The 18272-nt window shown below is 38.6% G+C and carries 18 protein-coding genes; 12 read left to right on the plus strand and 6 right to left on the minus strand.

What is annotated here, in order from left to right; all coding sequences use genetic code 11:
* Positions 1-43 precede the first annotated feature (43 nt).
* The 6 genes from MKL62_RS07625 (at position 44) to MKL62_RS07650 (ending at position 4865) form a co-directional block, all read left to right on the plus strand.
* Positions 44-1084: a rod shape-determining protein gene (locus MKL62_RS07625; protein ID WP_000601379.1), complete on the plus strand. Its 1041-nt coding sequence runs from the start codon at positions 44-46 to the stop codon at positions 1082-1084.
* 16 nt (positions 1085-1100) lie between these two features.
* A complete protein-coding gene (mreC, locus tag MKL62_RS07630) occupies positions 1101-1958 on the plus strand; it encodes a rod shape-determining protein MreC (protein WP_001182997.1) in 858 nt (285 codons plus the stop codon).
* Complete coding sequence (mreD, locus tag MKL62_RS07635; protein WP_001121008.1) at positions 1945-2436, plus strand: rod shape-determining protein MreD; 492 nt, start codon at positions 1945-1947, stop codon at positions 2434-2436. Before mreC ends, mreD begins: the two co-directional genes overlap by 14 nt.
* Positions 2424-2984 (plus strand): Maf-like protein, encoded by a 561-nt coding sequence (locus MKL62_RS07640; protein ID WP_000940845.1) that lies wholly within the window; start codon positions 2424-2426, stop codon positions 2982-2984. Before mreD ends, MKL62_RS07640 begins: the two co-directional genes overlap by 13 nt.
* A gap of 113 nt (positions 2985-3097) precedes the next feature.
* Positions 3098-4552, plus strand: a complete 1455-nt coding sequence (rng, locus tag MKL62_RS07645) for a ribonuclease G (RefSeq protein ID WP_001288187.1) — start codon at positions 3098-3100, stop codon at positions 4550-4552.
* 139 nt (positions 4553-4691) lie between these two features.
* Entirely contained in the window at positions 4692-4865 is a 174-nt protein-coding gene (locus tag MKL62_RS07650; protein WP_001103036.1) for a PA1571 family protein, read from the plus strand.
* 29 nt (positions 4866-4894) lie between these two features.
* On the opposite strand, the gene MKL62_RS07655 is transcribed toward MKL62_RS07650, so the two are convergent.
* A complete protein-coding gene (locus MKL62_RS07655; protein WP_001247581.1) occupies positions 4895-6280 on the minus strand; it encodes a WS/DGAT/MGAT family O-acyltransferase in 1386 nt (461 codons plus the stop codon).
* Between the two features lie 170 nt (positions 6281-6450).
* Positions 6451-7185, minus strand: coding sequence for a phosphoadenylyl-sulfate reductase (locus tag MKL62_RS07660; RefSeq protein ID WP_005127993.1), 735 nt, complete (start codon positions 7183-7185; stop codon positions 6451-6453).
* A gap of 184 nt (positions 7186-7369) precedes the next feature.
* Here MKL62_RS07660 and thrH point away from each other — a divergent pair, with 184 nt between their 5' ends.
* A complete protein-coding gene (gene thrH, locus MKL62_RS07665) occupies positions 7370-7987 on the plus strand; it encodes a bifunctional phosphoserine phosphatase/homoserine phosphotransferase ThrH (RefSeq protein ID WP_000406996.1) in 618 nt (205 codons plus the stop codon).
* Positions 7988-8054: 67 nt separating this feature from the next.
* On the opposite strand, the gene MKL62_RS07670 is transcribed toward thrH, so the two are convergent.
* Both MKL62_RS07670 and MKL62_RS07675 read right to left on the minus strand, forming a co-directional pair.
* On the minus strand, positions 8055-9485 hold the full coding sequence (locus tag MKL62_RS07670) for an OmpP1/FadL family transporter (protein WP_005127994.1): 1431 nt from the start codon (positions 9483-9485) through the stop codon (positions 8055-8057).
* A 598-nt stretch (positions 9486-10083) separates the two neighbouring features.
* Positions 10084-10782: an NAD(P)H-dependent oxidoreductase gene (locus MKL62_RS07675; protein ID WP_005127995.1), complete on the minus strand. Its 699-nt coding sequence runs from the start codon at positions 10780-10782 to the stop codon at positions 10084-10086.
* A 163-nt stretch (positions 10783-10945) separates the two neighbouring features.
* Between MKL62_RS07675 and MKL62_RS07680 the strand changes: the two genes are divergently transcribed.
* Complete coding sequence (locus MKL62_RS07680; protein ID WP_005127996.1) at positions 10946-11980, plus strand: AraC family transcriptional regulator; 1035 nt, start codon at positions 10946-10948, stop codon at positions 11978-11980.
* 42 nt (positions 11981-12022) lie between these two features.
* Here the strand turns inward: MKL62_RS07680 and MKL62_RS07685 are convergent, their stop codons facing one another.
* Both MKL62_RS07685 and MKL62_RS07690 read right to left on the minus strand, forming a co-directional pair.
* Positions 12023-13015: a fatty acid desaturase family protein gene (locus tag MKL62_RS07685; protein ID WP_000993896.1), complete on the minus strand. Its 993-nt coding sequence runs from the start codon at positions 13013-13015 to the stop codon at positions 12023-12025.
* A 106-nt stretch (positions 13016-13121) separates the two neighbouring features.
* The gene (locus MKL62_RS07690) at positions 13122-13922 is read right to left on the minus strand and encodes a PaaX family transcriptional regulator C-terminal domain-containing protein (RefSeq protein WP_000799162.1); all 801 of its coding nucleotides are present in this window, start codon (positions 13920-13922) and stop codon (positions 13122-13124) included.
* 355 nt (positions 13923-14277) lie between these two features.
* On the opposite strand from MKL62_RS07690, the gene MKL62_RS07695 reads away from it, so the two are divergent.
* The 4 genes from MKL62_RS07695 (at position 14278) to hchA (ending at position 18271) form a co-directional block, all read left to right on the plus strand.
* The gene (locus MKL62_RS07695) at positions 14278-15096 is read left to right on the plus strand and encodes an undecaprenyl-diphosphate phosphatase (protein WP_000426931.1); all 819 of its coding nucleotides are present in this window, start codon (positions 14278-14280) and stop codon (positions 15094-15096) included.
* Positions 15097-15254: 158 nt separating this feature from the next.
* Positions 15255-16148, plus strand: coding sequence for an AraC family transcriptional regulator (locus MKL62_RS07700; protein WP_005127998.1), 894 nt, complete (start codon positions 15255-15257; stop codon positions 16146-16148).
* 46 nt (positions 16149-16194) lie between these two features.
* Positions 16195-17193, plus strand: a complete 999-nt coding sequence (locus MKL62_RS07705; protein ID WP_001053074.1) for an NAD(P)H-quinone oxidoreductase — start codon at positions 16195-16197, stop codon at positions 17191-17193.
* Between the two features lie 202 nt (positions 17194-17395).
* Positions 17396-18271 (plus strand): glyoxalase III HchA, encoded by an 876-nt coding sequence (hchA, locus tag MKL62_RS07710; RefSeq protein ID WP_001095760.1) that lies wholly within the window; start codon positions 17396-17398, stop codon positions 18269-18271.
* Position 18272: the final 1 nt, after the last annotated feature.

Below are 18272 nucleotides of genomic sequence, written 5' to 3' on the forward strand. Positions count from 1 at the left end.
TTGCCACCTTGCATCCACATGAAAGTTTAACTGAGAACGAACCGTGATTCTAAAACGACTAATTGGCTTGTTTTCGCCGGATCTAGCCATTGATTTAGGTACAGCAAATACACTTATTTATGCACCAGGCCGCGGCATTATATTAAATGAACCAACAGTTGTGGCAATTCGTCACAGTGGTTCACAAAAAATTGTTGCTGCTGTAGGGCTAGATGCTAAGCAAATGCTAGGCCGTACACCTGCGAATATTTCTGCAATTCGTCCAATGAAAGACGGTGTAATTGCAGATTTTGAAGTGACTGAAACCATGTTGAATCAGTTTATTGGTAAAGTTCACGAAAAACGTTTGTTCCCACCTGCACCTCGTGTAGTTGTATGTGTACCATGTAAATCAACTTTGGTCGAGCGCCGTGCAATTCGCGAAGCCGTATTTAATGCGGGTGCTCGTGATGTACGCCTAATTGAAGAGCCAATGGCTGCTGCAATTGGTGCTGGCATGCCAGTTGAACAAGCATGTGGTTCTATGGTTGTGGATGTTGGTGGTGGTACAACTGAAATTGCAATTATTTCATTGCAAGGTTGTGTCTATGCTGATTCTTTACGTATTGGTGGCGATGTATTTGATGAGCAAATTATCAATTATGTTCGTAAAGCTCACGGTTGCGTAATTGGTGAAACCACAGCTGAAATTATTAAAAAAGAAGTTGGTATGGCTGTTTCTGATGGTACGACATTAGAAATTGAAGTACGTGGCCGTAACCTTGCAGAAGGTGTACCTCGTGCAATTACCGTAACTTCTGACGAAATTACTCAAGCAATTTCTGACCCGTTACAAAGTATTGTAAGCGCGGTGAAATCTGCACTTGAACAAACTCCTCCTGAACTTTCTTCTGATATTGCTGAGCGCGGTATTGTGTTGACAGGTGGTGGAGCGTTACTTCGTAACCTTGATAAATTATTAGCTCAAGAAACCGGTTTGCCAGTTGTTGTTGCTGAAGACCCTCTTACTTGTGTAACCCGTGGTGGTGGTAAAGTATTGGAGTTCTTCGACAACCCGAACCATGACATGCTTTTCGTCGGTTAAGTTTAAGGATTAGGCGGTGCAACCGAATATTTTTTCAAGACAGCCGCCATCTTTCCGCTCGTTCATTATTGCGGTCATTACATGCTTGGTGGTGCTGTTCTTTGATTGGCGCATGCCTTATGTAATTCAGCCAGCAAGGGATGTCTTGTACGCTGCATATAATCCAATTTATGCACTTGCAAGTTATCCGGTACTGTCGAGAGAATGGCTGAATCAACAAACTAAATCTGAAACACAACTGCGCCGTGAAAACACTGCAATGCAGGCTGAGCTATTACAGGCTCAGGTCCGCTTGCAGAAGCTGTCTGAATTATCTGCTGAAAATACGCGCTTACGTGGTTTACTCGATACACCATTAATTATTGATGGTCGTATGGAAATTGCGGAAGTGATTGGGACAGATGCCGATCCACTTCGTCACATTATCATTATCAACCGTGGTGCAATGGATCATCTTAAAGTTGGTCAAACGGTTTTAGATGATAAAGGGATTATGGGGCAAATTATCAATGTATATCCTCATAGTTCACGTGTGATGCTGCTTTCTGACAAAGAGCATTCTCTATCTGTTCGTTTAGAGCGTACAGGTATGCGTGCAATTGTCTCGGGTACTGGTGATTTAGGCCGTTTAAAAATGGAATATGTGCCAACGAGTGCAAATATTCAGGTCGGCGATAAAGTATTAAGTTCAGGCTTAGGTGAGCATTTTCCGGCAGGTTATGCCGTGGGTACGGTGGCTAAAATCCGTCGCCATAATTCAGGTGAGTTTGCTGAAATTGATGTTACACCAGCAGCACAATTAGCAACTGGTCATCATGTTGTTGTACTTTTCTCTGACTCATTAGCGAAGGAGCAACCATATGCCGATCGCTAAGTTGAAACGTGAGAAGCGTAAAGATCCATTATGGGGAATTATTCTCTCTATAATCGTGGGGTCTGTCCTCATGATCTATCCACTATCTTACGACATCTCGGGCTGGCGACCATTGTTCATGCTTATGATTATGTTGTTTTGGGTTGTGTGCCAGCCAACATGGTGTGGGGTGTGGTTCGCATTTGGTATGGGGATTTTTACAGATCTATTGCTTGATGCACCTTTAGGATTAAATGCACTGAGTTTTGTTATTGTCACGTTTATTACCCGATTTTTAATACGCGAACGCCGTATTTTGACTTTTGGTAATTTATGGACAATTGCTACATTGGTGATTATTGCTCACTTAGCGTTTATGTGGGTGACTCAAACGATGGGGGGCATTCATTTTTCGATTGCTCGACATTGGCAACCATTGATGACAAGTATCTTAACTTGGCCTGTCGTCTATTATTGTTTAGCAAAATGGCGCATTTAGTTTTAGCTTCTAGTTCTCCGCGTCGGAGGGAGTTGTTGCAACAACTGGGCTTAAATTTTGAAATCTATAGCCCTGATATTGATGAATCTGTTCATGAAGGTGAGCTGGTTCACCAATATGTAGAGCGGTTAGCGAGAGAAAAAGCCCAAGCTGTATTAAACATTTTTCCAGATTCAGTGATTATTGCAGCAGATACGAGCCTTGGTCTGGATGGTCAGATTATTGGTAAACCTGACTCAAAGCAGCATGCCTTTGACATCTGGAAACAATTATCTGGTCGTTGGCATGATGTATTTTCCGGAATTTGTATTGCAACACAGCAACAAATCTTAAGTCAGGTGGTGCAGACCCAAGTTGAGTTTGCATCTCTAACTACGCAAGATATGGAAGATTACTGGGCCACAGGAGAACCTGTAGGGAAGGCCGGTGCATATGCAATTCAAGGAATTGCTTCACAATATATTCCCAAAATTCAAGGAAGTTATAGTAATGTGGTAGGGCTTCCTTTGTACGAATTTTCACAGTTATTCAAAAGAGTGAAGACATAAGGGGTTGTTGATAATTCTTGATTGAATTGCATTGTCGATGAACAATGGACAAAGCTACATTAACAGTCCCTCTGACTCTTTAATAAAAATTTTATAATGCTTTGAGTTTATGTATGTCAGAAGAACTACTTATTAATGTCACACCTATGGAGTGTCGGGTGGCATTAATCGAAAATGGAACTGTTAATGAGCTGTATGTTGAACGTACAGTTAAACGTGGACTTGTCGGCAATATCTACAAAGGTAAAGTTGTACGTGTGCTTCCGGGTATGCAAGCGGCCTTTGTTGATATCGGTTTATCCAGAACGGCCTTTTTGCATATTAATGATATGGTTTGGCCACGTTCACAGCCCACTCCAAATGTGTTTGAACTACTTCATCCAGGGCAGATTCTTACCGTTCAGGTGATGAAGGATATGCTCGGTACTAAAGGCGCTCGCCTGAGCACAGATCTTTCAATTCCTTCTCGCTATTTAGTTCTTATGCCATATGGTAACCATATTGGTGTTTCTCAGCGCATTGAGTCTGAAGAAGAGCGTGATCGGCTACGTAATATTATTGAGAGCATTCAGGCGGAGCATAATTTACCCGGTAGCGTAATTGTTCGTACTGCTGCTGAAGGGGTAGATGAAGCCGAAATAGCACAAGATATGTGCTACCTCAGTAAGTTATGGGAATATATTCAGCGTAAGCAAGTTGATGTGGCAGTACCTTCTTTAATTTTTGAAGAACTACCGCTGCCGCAACGAATTATCCGTGATCTGGCAAGTGAAGAAACCGCAAAGATTTACGTCGATTCGAGAGAGATTCACGGCAAACTGCGTGAGTTTGTAGATGAGTTTGTTCCGAATATGCAAAGTCGCCTGATTCATTACCCGGGTGAGCGTCCATTATTTGATCTTTACAACGTTGAAGAAGATATCCAAAAAGCACTGCAAACACGCGTTGCTTTAAAGTCTGGCGGTTATTTAATGATTGACCAGACTGAGGCGATGACCACAATAGATGTCAATACAGGCTCTTATGTTGGTGGCCGTAGCCTTGAAGACACTGTCTTTAAGACCAACATGGAAGCGACTCAGGTGATTGCGCGTCAGCTTAGACTACGAAATCTAGGCGGCATTATCATTATTGATTTTATTGACATGCAAGAAGCGATTCATCGTGAAGAAGTGATGCGTCAATTTGAAAAAATGCTTGAACGTGATCATGCCAAGACCAAAATCACACAGGTTTCTGAACTTGGTCTGGTAGAAATGACACGTAAACGTACACGTGAATCATTAGAACACTTGTTATGTGAATCGTGTCCAACGTGTCAGGGACGTGGTTTTGTCAAAACTGCAGAGACAGTGTGTTACGAAATATTTCGAGAGATATTACGCTACACCCGTGCATTTGAGTCTACGAGTGGCTTTACTGTCGTTGCTCATCCATCCGTGATTGACCGATTATTAACAGCAGAAGCACCTGCAGTGGCGGATTTAGAGCATTTTATCAACAGAGTTATTAAATTTCAGGTCGAAAATTTATATACGCAAGAGCAATACGATATCATTTTAAGTTAAAGTTGTAACAAGATATCGCTTAATCCTTGTTACAACTGAAATTTTACTTTCATTCATGAATTTTAAATACTACTTACATACAGTAGCCCTAGACGTTCTCCCTATTAAACGTCTTAGCAAACAATAAGAGGTATAACCCATGAATGTAAGTGAAAACTTAATTAGCAACGGTCTTAAACATGTTTTAGAAAGCACGCCAGTCAATAGCTGCTATATGTTGAATGACCAAGGTAAAGAAGTACCAATCACAACTGCAATGATTCGTTCAGTATGTCATCAGTTGCTTAACCAGTGCCGCGCAATTAAAAAATAAGGGGCCATTTTAAAGCCCCTTAATTTTTCCTAACTCGCTGAATGATGTTTCAGCTGTTTCTCTTCAATAATTTCTTCAAACCGTTGAATCTCATCTTCAAGATGCGTTAAAAGGTTTTGCATTTTAGGTAAAGCATTTCGACATGCTGTTAAACCTACTTCAAGCTTATCCAGATAGCTTGTCATTGTAATATTGAGCGCTTGCCCGTCCATGACAATAGAAGCAGGGTAGAGTGCATCTAATTTCGCACCATTCCAATAAAGCGGCTCACGTGGGCCAGGTACATTGGAAATCACTAAATTGAATGCCTGACGCTTAGGAAGCATCCCCGACATGATGTTAAGTCCAGCTGGACCATAAACAACAGCGCTATAGTTTAAAATCTCATTCGCGGTCATGCGGCTAAAGCGTTGCTTTGAATTTTGCATACTACGACGAATGATCTCGAGCCGCTCTAGTGGCTGATCTTTATGGGTTCCTAAATTTGCCAAAATCATGGTAATACGATTGCTCACGTCAGAGTCATCTGTGCGTAGGGAAGCAGGAACCATGGCAATCAGAGGCTTTCTAGGCAGGCTGTTGTGACTAATCAGATATTCACGTAATGCCCCAGAACACACAGCAAGTACGACGTCATTGATCGTTACACCAAGTGCTTTAGAAATTTTTCTAAGACGGCTTAATTCAAAAGATTGAGCTGCAAAGCGACGTGAAGCACTTACACGTTGATTTAAAATTGAAACCGGAGCTTGAAAGGTGGAGACGTAATCAGGATTTTTACCCATTTCTTTAAAAATGGTTTGCGATAATTCCTGCATAACTTTAGGGGTCACTTCAAGCTGTGATTTGATACCACCTAAAATACTTTTGATCTTACTTGTGCTTGGTTTTGGTACTTTTAAGCGTTTTGTTCTTTTACTTTCTACACACCAAAGTGGAACCACATGTTTTTCTTCCGGCGTTTTTGACAGCGACTTCTCAATTAAGCGCATGCCTGCAACACCATCAACCATGGCATGATGAATCTTAAAGTACATCGCGAAACGATTGCCTTCGATCCCTTCAATAATGTCACACGTCCAAAGTGGTTTTGCACGATCAATTAAAGAGCTGTGCTGCTGGGAAATATAAACCAGTAATTCACGAATCCGGCCAGGATGAGGTAAGGCAATATGGCGAAAATGGTGGTCGATATCGAACTCTTCATCTTCATCCCAAAATAGACCATTTAAACGGTTATTGAAGGGTGGAACAGGAATACTTTTAGATTGGCGAATTTCTTCTACTAAATCATGAACGAAAGTTTCAGGGGCATTTTCAGGTATTTCAAATAAAAACAATCCGCCAACATGCATCGGTTGTTGTCTTTTTTCTAGTGATAGAAAAATAAAATCAATAGGGTGTAATGGACGCATAACTCGTTGTGCCTCATGCTTTTTTCTAAGAAGCCCTTAACTGAGCTCTTATTAGAATTATAGAACCGTAAATTTAGTATATAGCGTTTATTACAGATTAAATATGACTTTGTGTACGAGATATAACTGTAAAAAAACCACTGATTCATCAGTGGTTTTTTTATACCGAACTATTTTTTCAAGTTACCTGCATGTAAGCCACATTCTTTTTGTGTTGCTTCTTCCCACCACCAACGGCCTTCACGTTCATGTTGATTTGGAAGTACTGGACGTGTACATGGCTCACAACCAATCGAAACAAAACCACGCTCGTGTAGAGGGTTATATGGAATTTCCATCATGCGGATATAACTCCACACATCGGCGCTAGACCAGTTCGCAAGCGGATTATATTTAATAAGTTGCTTACCCGGACCAGAGAAGCCTGCATCAGCTTGCACCACTGGAATTTCAGTACGTGTACCAGGGCTCTGATCTTTACGCTGACCTGTAATCCAGCCATCTAAGGTCGCTAGTTTCTTACGTAAAGGTTGAACTTTTCGAATGCCACAGCATTCTTGATGTCCATCTTTAAAGAAGCTAAATAAACCTTTTTCGTTTACCATGTTTTGAACAGCTTCAGATTCAGGGAAACAAATTTCGATATTGATATTGTAGTGTTTACGGACAGTTTCAATAAATTGATAAGTTTCGGCATGCAGGCGGCCTGTGTCGAGACTAAATACACGGAAAGGTTTGCCTAAGCGTGAAGCAATATCAATTAACACAACATCTTCTGCTCCCGAAAACGAAATTGCAATTTCACCTTGTTGGCTTAAGGCAAGTTCTAAAATTTCTCGAGGGCTTTTGGTTGCATATTCAGCAGCAAGAGCATCTACGATATCAATAGTCGGAATAACGGTCATGTGTGTTCCTGGCAAAAGGCTTGGGCGCATTGAGTTATGAAAAATATTCTAAAGGATAGTGAATAATTTGCTTAGCACTTTAATTTCAATCCTTATGAATAAAATTGATTTGATCAATAACAACGCAAAACTGAAAATCTTAATGGTATGATACAGCAATTTTTAACCAACGTTGGAAGCATTCATGGAAATCGTATGCCTAGATCTTGAAGGAGTTTTAGTTCCTGAAATTTGGATCAATTTCGCAAAAAAAACAGGGATTAAAGAACTAGAAGCAACAACTCGTGATATTCCGGATTATGATGTTTTAATGACTCAGCGTCTGAATATCCTAAAACAACACGGTTTAGGCTTAAAAGACATCCAAGAAGTTATTGCCGAGATGGGGCCACTACCAGGTGCAAAAGAGTTTGTTGAATGGGTGAGCAATCATTTCCAGCTGGTCATTTTGTCGGATACTTTCTATGAGTTTGCTCATCCTTTAATGAAGCAATTAGGCTGGCCAACAATTTTCTGTCATAAATTAGAGACAGATGAAAATGGTATGATTACCGCTTATAAACTTCGCCAACCTGACCAAAAACGTGAGTCGGTTAAAGCACTACATGGTTTGAATTTCCGTGTGATTGCAGCAGGTGATTCATATAACGATACAACGATGCTTGGTGAAGCCGACCATGGTTTCTTGTTTGATGCGCCTGCAAATGTTATTGCAGAGTTCCCGCAGTTTCCTGCAATCAATGGTTATGATGCATTAAAAGAAGCAATCCGTTCTGTTTCACAGCGCAATATTCCTGCTTAAGCAAGAAAAAATAGATAATAAAAAAGGCGCTGTAAGCGCCTTTTTTATTTAGATTGGTTTTTGAAACTTAGAATTTATAACCAAGTTTTAAACCGTAAGCGATAGCATCGTTATCAGAGAAGTCTGCAACATATTGATCACTACCTGCTTGCGCGCCTGTTTGAGCTTTGGCATCACCCAACCAGAAGTATTTTACGCCACCAGCGATGAAAGTTTGTGGAGTAGGGCTATATTGAACACCTAAACCTACGTTCCAGTAACCTTCTGTTGGTCCTAATGTTGTTACAGGATTACCTGCACCAGAGTCCCAACCTACAGAAACATTACCAGCCCATTTATCATTAAGTTTACGGCCTACACCAGCGTTCACAGACCATTGGTCATCAGAATATTCAACTAGGTTGAAGCCATTTGGACGTCCAACAAGACCACCTACAGCTTCTGAGACTTTGCCAAATTTATATGGCTGAATTGAGAAATCTTTCCAGTTCACCCAGCGTACATTGGCAAACGCAACTGTATCAGCCATGATACCTGTTTGAAAATCAAGGTTAACAGACTGTGGTGTTGTGATTGTAGTTTTACCAGATGAATTAATTGCCTGAAGTTTAGATGCTGGAACGTCTAAACCAGTAAGTACTGAAGTAAGACCAGGGAAATTCAATAAAGATAGATTTTCATTAATATCCACTTTATGATCAATTTCAGAACGATAAGTTACAGATGCTCTAAGTGCGATTTCAGGAATCTGATAAGCTGCCCCTGCTAACCAACCAGCACCAGTAGTTTCTTTAATACTTGCATCATAACCATTATAAAGGCTATAAGCTTGACCTCGTAAACTTACATTACCTTTAACGGTTTGTAATACAGGGCCTGCATAGAAGTTAAAGTTTTTAGTTGGTTGATAACCAAATACAAAAGATAAGTTTTGTGTATCAACTTTAACTTTAGTTCCGCCATTACCTAAATAATTATTTGCCGCAGCAAGAGCGCCAGCAAGTTGTTTAAATTGAGGACTTGCTAAAACTTGACCTTTTGCTAAAGCTAAAGTTTGGTCATTAACAGGCAAACCTTGTGCTTGCAAAGCTTCAGTTGCTTTTTTAGTGACAATCCCATCAATCGCAGTGGCTGATAAAACAGAATCAGAACCTGGCTGAGAAACGAATACGTTATTACCTGAATATTCTGCATCTGCTCCAAATGGTTGATCGTAGAGTAGACCGAAAGAAAATTGGTCATTAATTTGTAATTTTAATGCAGCACTTGGGAAGTAGTAGTCATTCGCCATATCGCCAATATCACGACGTGTGGCACTAGATCCAGCTTCTTTACCAGCTACATCAGGATCTAGAACAGAAATACCTGCTTCAAAGTAATTGCCAGGTTGGAAGAACGCAGACATTGACTGTCCAGAGCGATCTAAAGCTGCTGCAAAAACCCCAGTTGCAGGCAGCGTTGCTAAAATCATTGCAGTGCTCAGATGTTTTAATTTCATTTTTAATCTTTCCTTGAACTTCAAGACATTTTTTTAAAAGTAACAGAGTTAAACCGTTTAAACTGTGTTGCCTTCAGTGCTTTGAATTACAAGTTTCAAAGCATTGATAACTCCATGTAACAAAAATAGCATAATTACACTAAGAGTAAATCTGTTCTATGAACTGCAGAGTACTCACTTTTTATACAAAAAATGGCAATAATGAATGAAATATGAAGGAATATTTTTGTTGTTTAATTAATTTAAATAATTGATATTTATATTTTTTATCTATTATTAAAGTTGCTTTTTTTTATGACATTTTTGTCATAAATCCAAGAAAAATGGTCAAAGATTTTTTTGTAAAAATATGAATTGATTGATTATGAAATGAGTATTGGTCATCATTTTTAATGGATATGTCTAGTTTCTCTACACATGTATATTATTGATTCGGTTTTATATTGTTATTTGCTTGATAAAAATTGAGAGTATTTCCTTTACTATTTGGTCAAATTTTTTGAGGAATTAATTGCTGGATTTAAGCTTGCTTTATTTAAGGGATAACCGAAATAGAAAAGAAATCGGTTATCGCGCCTTTTAGATTTAAAACATAGCATTAGAGGGGATATAACTTTTCATCAAATTCTTCAAGTTTAGGAAATTTTAAAGGTTCAAGTTGGTCAAGGTGAGTGAGATACGTGACATAGTCCTCAAGAATAGTTTCACGTGCTTCTTGGCTAATGTAAGGTACATGGTAGGCAATGAATGGGGGAAGAACTTCAAAGCCAGTATAAGCCAAAGTACCGCGTTGAATCGGTGATAGATAATGTTCAATTGGTCCGTGAATAGAATTTTCCCCAAACATATGTGTTCTACCACCGAGTGTTAAACAGAGCATTGCTTTTTTACCTGCCATGCCACCATGGTTGTAAAACCGCTTACCCCCATAAAAAAGTCCAGAGACAAATACACGATCAATCCAGCCTTTTAAAATTGCTGGAACAGAAGTCCAATAAAGCGGAAAGTTCAAGATTACTAGATCGGCACGGTTTACTTTGTCAATTTCTGCTTGAATATCAGGAGACAAAAGTTGTTGTTTTGTGGCATTCCGCTGTTCTAATGCATAGTTAAAATAATCAGGTTGATTGAGTTCTAAAAAATCTTCCTTAGAGGCAACAGGATTAAACTGCATTGCATATAAATCGGAAATTTCTACTTGATGGCCCAATTTTTTTAAGGTTTGCTGTGCTGTCGTTTTTAGGGAAGTTGTAAAAGACAGAGGTTCTGGATGAGCATGAACAATCAGGATATTCATAGTGTCTTTACTCTTAAAGATAAGATTGGTTTTTAGTGGAATGTCGGAGAGTTAAGTCAGTTTGTCTTAAGTGACTATGCCTGAATTTAAAAGCATGGCATAGTTCATGAACTGACAGTTTTTACCATTTAACGCCACAATTACGCTTTCTAATGGGCCGCTCATGACTCCAGAATTACCCGGAACTTATATTAATTTATTAGCTGAGATCGTTAAGCGCAGAGGTATCTCTTGTGAGCAGTTTTTAGAGGGTAGTGGAGTAACACCGGAACAATTAAAAAAACCGTATTGGTATGTTGAGTTTAATACCTTAAATAACTTACTTGAGCATGCGATTCAACTCACTCATGAGCCAGCATTAGCGGGTTATTTGGCGTTGGAAATGAAAGCTTCTTGTTATGGTTCTGTCGGTATGGCAGCCATGGTATCTGCAAATCTTGAGGAGGCTTTAAAAATACTTGAACAATTTATTGGTTCACGTTGTGATGCCTTTAAACCTGAGTTAAAGCAAGAGCAAGACGATGTTTACTGGTCTATTCATCAACCTTTAAAAAGTTTTCAATTAAGTTCAGATGCGACTATTTTTTTGTTGTTAGGTTTTGTTTACATCGCAAAACATCTAACAGGGTTATCTTCTTTAGGTACAGTGCAATTGAATATGTCCGAACCACTAGGTTTTTCAAAAATAAAAGATAAATTAGGCGTAAGTTGTTTATTTGAGCAAAAACATAATATTTGGATTTTTCCAAAAGAATATTTAATGCAGCCTGTACTCACGGCTGATCCTATGCTGGCACCTTTACTGAAAGCACAGTGTAAAAAAGATATTGATAAATTGAAGTTACGAAGTGGGTGGAAAGCAGAAATTAGCCAAGTAATAAAAAAATTATTGATCAATAGTCAGGGGGAAATATTAAAAGTTAAGCAAGTTGCCCAAATGATGAATATGTCAGAACGTAGCCTACAGCGGTATTTAGCAATAGAGAATACAAGCTTCTCAGCATTAGTTGATTTAACTCGAAAGCAATATGCACAAGAACTTTTGCAAAATAGTTTAATGTCAATTGAATCTGTGGCATTAAGTTTAGGCTATGCCGATACATCCCATTTCACCCGCGCTTTTAAACGCTGGATGGGAGTGACACCGAAGTATTATCAAACTCAGTTAAAACTAAAAAATTTAGAGATACGTGAATAATCTAGAAGACCACAAATTTGAAAGTGGTCTTCTAACCCTATCTTAATTTGTTAACTCTTGTTTTGATGAAAGTGTATGAATTACTTCAAAATAGCTCGGTGGAGTGGGCACATGCCCACGTTCTCTTAATATTTTGTGCATACGCGGTAATTTAAAATATGGAACAGACGCCATTAAATGATGTTCCATATGGTAATTGACATGAATAGGGGCCACAAAGCTTCTCGCAATCCAACCTGCACGTGTAGTACGAGTGTTAGTTAAAGCAGTATTGCTGGTTTGCATACCTGCATGTTCTGCCATTGAACGGATTCTTAAAAATAATGGAAATGGAGTCAAATAAGCCAAAGGCCATAACCAATAAAAACGTTGTTGACCACATGCTTTTAAAACACCATAAAGTAATAGGTTGGTTGCAATAGCGCCTGTACTGTTTTTTGCAATACTCTTTGCATAGTCAACAAATTTTTTATCACTGCGGTCTAACCAGATTTGATCATTGGCTACAGTCCATTTCATGACATCAAGGTCCATCAACACACGGCCTAAGCTAAACTTTAATCCTGTTATACCGGTTAAGTCGCGTAAGAATTTACGAGTAAGAGATTTTTTACTGACAGGAAAGCCTGCAACTAAAGAAAGATCTGGGTCATCTGGTGTAGATGTTTTGGCGTGATGACGAACATGGTGTACACGATATTTTTGTAGGTCGTTCCAGATTGGGCGGGCACATAGCCACTCCCCAACGAAATCATTTATTTTCTTATTTTTGAATAAACTTTTATGGGATGCATCGTGCATTAAAATTGCGAGGCATAACTGACGGCCAGCTAAAACAGCTAGAGCAAGCATACATGCTAATAATTTCCCCCAACTCGGTAAGTAATCCCACATCATAATTAAGCTGGCAAATGTTCCTCCAATAACAGCCCATGTGCTAGCAACGGCCCAAGCGCCATATGCATCTGAAGGTTCTGTAAGCTCTTGTATTTCTTTTCTGCTAAATAGATCGGTAACACTCACCTGTGCATTCATTTTTATTCTCCCAAATTAGAGTTTGGTATCCATATTTTATATTACAAATATAGTCATAAAAATTTAAAAAGTGAAATATTTGTTTGTAAAAAAATAAATCAGATGGCTATAAATTTAATTCCTGTTCATATATTTTTTTCCAAAGTTTTTGGCCAATTGCATCTAGTTGCTGTACATCTTGAGCAAATTGATTACGAGCAGATTCATTTACAAATGGCTCTGGTAATAATGGGTCATTCATGAGTAAGGCAATAGTTTCCCTTCCTAAAAGAAGTGCCTTGACTGCTGCATCGTTTAAAGGGGAGTGAGCATAATTTTCAAGCCAGTGCGTAATATCTCGACTATACATTTCATAATTTTTTTCGAGTTGTTTGGTATCCCATAAAGAAAAAATTTGCTTAAGCGTTGTTGAGTCGAAATGCTGAATAATACAAATTTTTGCTTCTTTCTCTAGCCCTGCTAAAACAAGCTCATCACAGGTTTTTTCAAAGCTATAAGCTAAATTGTCTGGGCGGATGTAAATACCAGTTTCCAGCTCTTTAAAACCAAATTGACGAAGTGCACGTTCCCGTTTTTTTAGTGCTGTTCGGTCTATGCGGCCTAAGGTTCCTGTAAACACGGCAAGATAATGCTGCTGCCATTCTTTAGTTTGTTTAATTCCATTTTTACGATTGAGAATAACTTTCGCCCAATCTTTTGCAGATGGAGAAAGTTGATAGATTCCGCGTTCTACGCTCTGGATCATACCTTCATTTAACAAGCGTGTTGTCGCAACTCGAATACCATTTTCACTTAAGTTAAAAAGTTTAGCTGCAACCAAAATTTGTTTGATACTGAGCTGAGGATAAGCGGAAGAAAGAAAGAGGTCGATAATAAGATGACGTGCGTTAATTTTGGTATTTTTCATTCAGTCTGAATTTTTGATATGAGTTGTATTTAATTGGAATAATAACATGTTTTTTTAAGGACTTTTTAAGATGATTTTCTAAACTCATCTATTGTAAAAGACTTATCTATAACAAAAGAAAATTTGGCCATTTTTAACCAAGTTTTATCTTTTTACGATAGTTAACCTAAGTTTGTCATTATGATGTGATACATTATCGCACTTTAAATAAACTGCCTTTCACTAGAGGCAATAACCACAAATGCTAGAAATGATCTGATATTGAACACGTGTTCGGCCAAATAAAAGGCTAACTGTGGCGATAAAATAAATTTTAGATCGTTCTAGTGATTAACTAACTTTCTTTGAGCAAGTTATGGAAAATTTTGAAGTTATAAAAGCACTGTTTCTAGGCTTTGTTGAAGGCTTAACTGAATTTTTACCTATTTCGAGTACTGGTCATTTAATTTTATTTGGTCATATTATCGATTTCCATTCAGATGGCGGTCGTGTCTTTGAAGTAGTGATCCAGTTAGGTGCTATTCTGGCAGTGTGTTGGTTATATCGTCAGAAAATCATTAACTTAATCAAAGGTTTTTTTAGTGGTGATGTCGAGTCACGCCATTTTGCCATTAGTGTCTTAATTGCTTTTTTCCCGGCAGTGATTATTGGCGTTTTAGCTGTAGACTTTATTAAAAGTGTTTTATTTAGCCCAATTGTGGTTGCGATTGCTCTGATTGTTGGCGCGCTTATTATTTTCTGGGTTGAATCTAAACAATTTGAACATAAAACGGATGATGCGACCAAGATCACGTTTAAACAGGCGCTTTTAGTTGGTCTGGCTCAATGTGTTGCGATGATTCCTGGGACTTCTCGTTCTGGTGCGACAATTGTAGGTGGGATGTTTGCAGGCTTGTCTCGTAAAGCTGCAACAGAGTTTTCTTTTTTCCTTGCAATGCCGACCATGCTAGGTGCAGCGACATTTGACCTAATTAAAAATGCTGATGTGTTGACTTCAGACAATATGGTTAATATTGGAGTAGGTTTTGTTGCGGCATTTATTGCTGCTTTATTGGTTGTAAAAGCACTCGTACTCTTCGTTGAGCGTCATACATTACGTGTATTTGCATGGTATCGAATTGTATTAGGTGTGATTATCCTAATTGCTGCTATGTTCTTTAACTTATCTGCTTAATAGTCAGATTAAGGATAAAAACCTAGAGAAATCTAGGTTTTTTTATGCCTAAAAATAGCTTTAACTTGCTTATTTATACAAAGTACTACCAAGAAATACTTTTTCCTTTTAGTTTGATTGATATAGTAAATCTTAAATAGCCCGTAAAAAATAAAGCAATGCAACAGAATGACTTGACGAAAAGTTTGGTAGAGGCTTTTTTGTATTTGGCTCCTCAAGAAGGGCTATATCCCACTCATATTTCAAATATTACCCTGATGAGGGTAGATCATTCCACACAGCCGGTTGCTGTATTGCAAGAGCCTTCCATTGTTTTAGTCATTCAGGGTGTAAAACGGGCTTATATCGGAAAAGATATTTTTAAGTTTCAACAAGGCCAGTGTTTATTTATCTCAATTGCTATTCCTTTTGATTGCGATACGTTGGTTGAGCGTGAACCAATGCTTGCAATTGCGATTAAATTTGAACCTCAAATGATGGCCGAGCTGGCGACTAAAATGGATAAAGAGCAGCGACCGCTTATAGAAAACTTTGATAACAAAGAGATAAAACTGAGCTGTGGTTTAAATATTATTGAAATGAACTCGGTTATATCTGATGTTGCTTTACGTTTGTTGAACTTACTTCGTTCTAAGCAAGATACTGCAATCTTAGGAGAGCAGGTGAAACGAGAACTTATTTATCGGGTTTTACAAGCTGGCGGTGGTGATTTTATCCAGAACCTTTCGGCTATTATGAGCCGAAGTGGAGTGATTTATACGATTTGTGAAATTATTCAAAGAGATTATTATCGTAACTTAACGGTTCAGGAGTTGGCTAAACAAGCAGGAATGAGCGTTTCGCTTTTTCATCAAGCTTTTAAGAAAGTTACCAACTATTCTCCATTACAGTACATCAAAATTACTCGGTTACATAAGGCACGTGATCTAATCCTAAATAACCAAATGGGCGTTGCAGAAGCTGCCTATGAGGTAGGATATGTGAGTGCCTCACAGTTTAGTCGAGAGTTTAAGCGGCTGTTTGGAGTTCCACCTAAATTATCAACAAACTAAAGTAAATCAACACGTCTTAAATATAAACCAAACATGGAGCATATCAATGAATCTTCCGACAACCATGAAAATTGTTGAAATTACGGTTCCTGGCGGACCTGAGGTTTTAAAACTTCAAGATTCAAATGTTCCGGTACCTCAAGCTGATGAAGTTTTAATTGAGGTTAAAGCTGCTGGAATTAACCGCCCTGATGTCTTACAGCGTATGGGGTTATATCCAATGCCTAAAGGGGTTACTCAAATCCCTGGACTTGAAGTCGCTGGAGTAGTGGTTGCTGTGGGTGAGCAAGTGCAACAGTTTAAAGTCGGGGACAAGGTTTGTGCTTTAACCAATGGTGGCGGGTATGCAGAATACTGTGCGGTAACTGCAACTCAAGTATTGCCAATACCTGAGAATTTATCATTTACTCAAGCTGCTGCGATTCCAGAAACATTCTTTACGGTTTGGGCAAATCTTTTTGATATTGGCCGTTTAAAGAAAGATGAAACTGCCCTGATTCATGGCGGTGCAAGTGGGATCGGAACCACTGCTTTAGCGATTTGCCATGCTTTAGGTATTAAAACTTTTGCTACGGTTGGTAGTGAAGATAAAGTTGAAGCACTCTCTGATTTAACCACAGCAATTAATTATAAAACCCAAGATTTTGAGCAGGAAATTTTGAACCATACTCAAGAACAAGGTGTTGATGTTATTTTGGATATTGTGGGTGGTTCTTATTTTCAGAAAAACTTAAATCTATTAAAACGTGATGGCCGACTTGTCATTATTGGCTTTATGGGAGGTCGAATTGCAAAAGAATTTGATTTACAAAAACTGATTTTAAAACGCGCAACGATTACAGGCTCAACGATGCGAGCGCGTAATAGCCAAGAAAAAGCACAGATTGCTCAATCTTTACATGAACATGTGTGGCCGTTATTGGAGCAAGGCAAGTGTTTACCACAAATTTATAAAACGTATGCTTTTTCAGATGTACAAAGTGCTCATGCATGTATGGAGCAGGGCGACCATATTGGAAAGATCGTTTTAGAGATGAATGCTTAATCTTATCTGTGACAGTTTAGGTGAATGACATGTTTGCCTAAACTGAAATTTTATAATTATTAATTGTGCCTATTTCTATATAAAAATTGCCAAATTCTATTGGCTTGTTGCACCTGTTTCTTGATCTGAATATACATTTACTAAGAAATAATAACTGTCTTAAAGCTGTTATTTCGCTCTTCAATTCTAAAGGATGGTAACCATGAATACCCCAGCATCAAATGATAAAAATCCAACTCCAGATTTGGCAGAAGATAATGCGTTCTTCCCATCACCATATTCACTGAGTCAATATACTTCTCCTAAAACAGATTACGATGGCACAACCTATCCAATGCCATATGCAGGCAATAAAAAGGTCTTAATGATTGCAACTGATGAACGTTATATCCAGATGCAAAACGGTAAGTTCTTTTCTACCGGAAACCATCCAGTAGAAATGCTTTTGCCAATGTTCCATTTAGATAATGCCGGATTTGAAATTGATGTTGCGACACTTTCAGGTAATCCAGCCAAACTTGAAATGTGGGCAATGCCAAAGCAAGAACAAGTGGTATTAGATACTTTCCAGAAATATGCAGATAAATTAAAAAATCCGTTAAAACTTGCTGATATTTTAGAAAACGTTGTTGGTGAAAACTCTCCATATGCGGCTGTATTTATTCCGGGTGGGCATGGTGTGTTAGCGAAGATTCCGCATAGCCTTGAAGTGAAGAAAGTTCTTAAATGGGCAGTTGAACAAGACAAATTTATTATTACGTTATGTCATGGTCCAGCTTCGTTACTGGCTGCTGCAGTAGATGAACAGCCTGAGAATTATATTTTTAAAGATTATCAAATTTGTGTATTCCCTGACTCGTTAGATAAGGGAGCGAATATTGATATTGGTTACATGCCTGGAGCTTTACCGTGGTTAGTCGGTGAAAATCTTGAAAAACTCGGTGTGAAGATTTTGAACACTGGCATTACTGGTCAATGTCATCGAGACCGTAAATTGTTAACGGGCGATAGTCCGCTTGCTTCTAATAATTTAGGCAAACTTGCAGCTGAAACATTGCTGGCTGAAGTGAAGGATTAAT

Origin of the sequence: Acinetobacter sp. AOR01_HL (assembly GCF_027855455.1) — a bacterium.
Lineage (GTDB): Bacteria > Pseudomonadota > Gammaproteobacteria > Pseudomonadales > Moraxellaceae > Acinetobacter > Acinetobacter baumannii.

Coding starts and splice junctions, on each gene's coding strand:
- rng (WP_001288187.1), top strand. CDS start 3,098: ATGTCAGAAGAACTACTTATTAATGTCACACCTATGGAGTGTCGGGTG.
- hchA (WP_001095760.1), top strand. CDS start 17,396: ATGAATACCCCAGCATCAAATGATAAAAATCCAACTCCAGATTTGGCA.
- MKL62_RS07655 (WP_001247581.1), bottom strand. CDS start 6,280: ATGCGTCCATTACACCCTATTGATTTTATTTTTCTATCACTAGAAAAA.
- MKL62_RS07675 (WP_005127995.1), bottom strand. CDS start 10,782: ATGAATATCCTGATTGTTCATGCTCATCCAGAACCTCTGTCTTTTACA.
- MKL62_RS07695 (WP_000426931.1), top strand. CDS start 14,278: ATGGAAAATTTTGAAGTTATAAAAGCACTGTTTCTAGGCTTTGTTGAA.
- MKL62_RS07650 (WP_001103036.1), top strand. CDS start 4,692: ATGAATGTAAGTGAAAACTTAATTAGCAACGGTCTTAAACATGTTTTA.
- MKL62_RS07685 (WP_000993896.1), bottom strand. CDS start 13,015: ATGAATGCACAGGTGAGTGTTACCGATCTATTTAGCAGAAAAGAAATA.
- MKL62_RS07690 (WP_000799162.1), bottom strand. CDS start 13,922: ATGAAAAATACCAAAATTAACGCACGTCATCTTATTATCGACCTCTTT.
- MKL62_RS07705 (WP_001053074.1), top strand. CDS start 16,195: ATGAATCTTCCGACAACCATGAAAATTGTTGAAATTACGGTTCCTGGC.
- mreD (WP_001121008.1), top strand. CDS start 1,945: ATGCCGATCGCTAAGTTGAAACGTGAGAAGCGTAAAGATCCATTATGG.
- MKL62_RS07640 (WP_000940845.1), top strand. CDS start 2,424: ATGGCGCATTTAGTTTTAGCTTCTAGTTCTCCGCGTCGGAGGGAGTTG.
- MKL62_RS07700 (WP_005127998.1), top strand. CDS start 15,255: ATGCAACAGAATGACTTGACGAAAAGTTTGGTAGAGGCTTTTTTGTAT.
- MKL62_RS07670 (WP_005127994.1), bottom strand. CDS start 9,485: ATGAAATTAAAACATCTGAGCACTGCAATGATTTTAGCAACGCTGCCT.
- MKL62_RS07660 (WP_005127993.1), bottom strand. CDS start 7,185: ATGACCGTTATTCCGACTATTGATATCGTAGATGCTCTTGCTGCTGAA.
- MKL62_RS07680 (WP_005127996.1), top strand. CDS start 10,946: ATGACTCCAGAATTACCCGGAACTTATATTAATTTATTAGCTGAGATC.
- thrH (WP_000406996.1), top strand. CDS start 7,370: ATGGAAATCGTATGCCTAGATCTTGAAGGAGTTTTAGTTCCTGAAATT.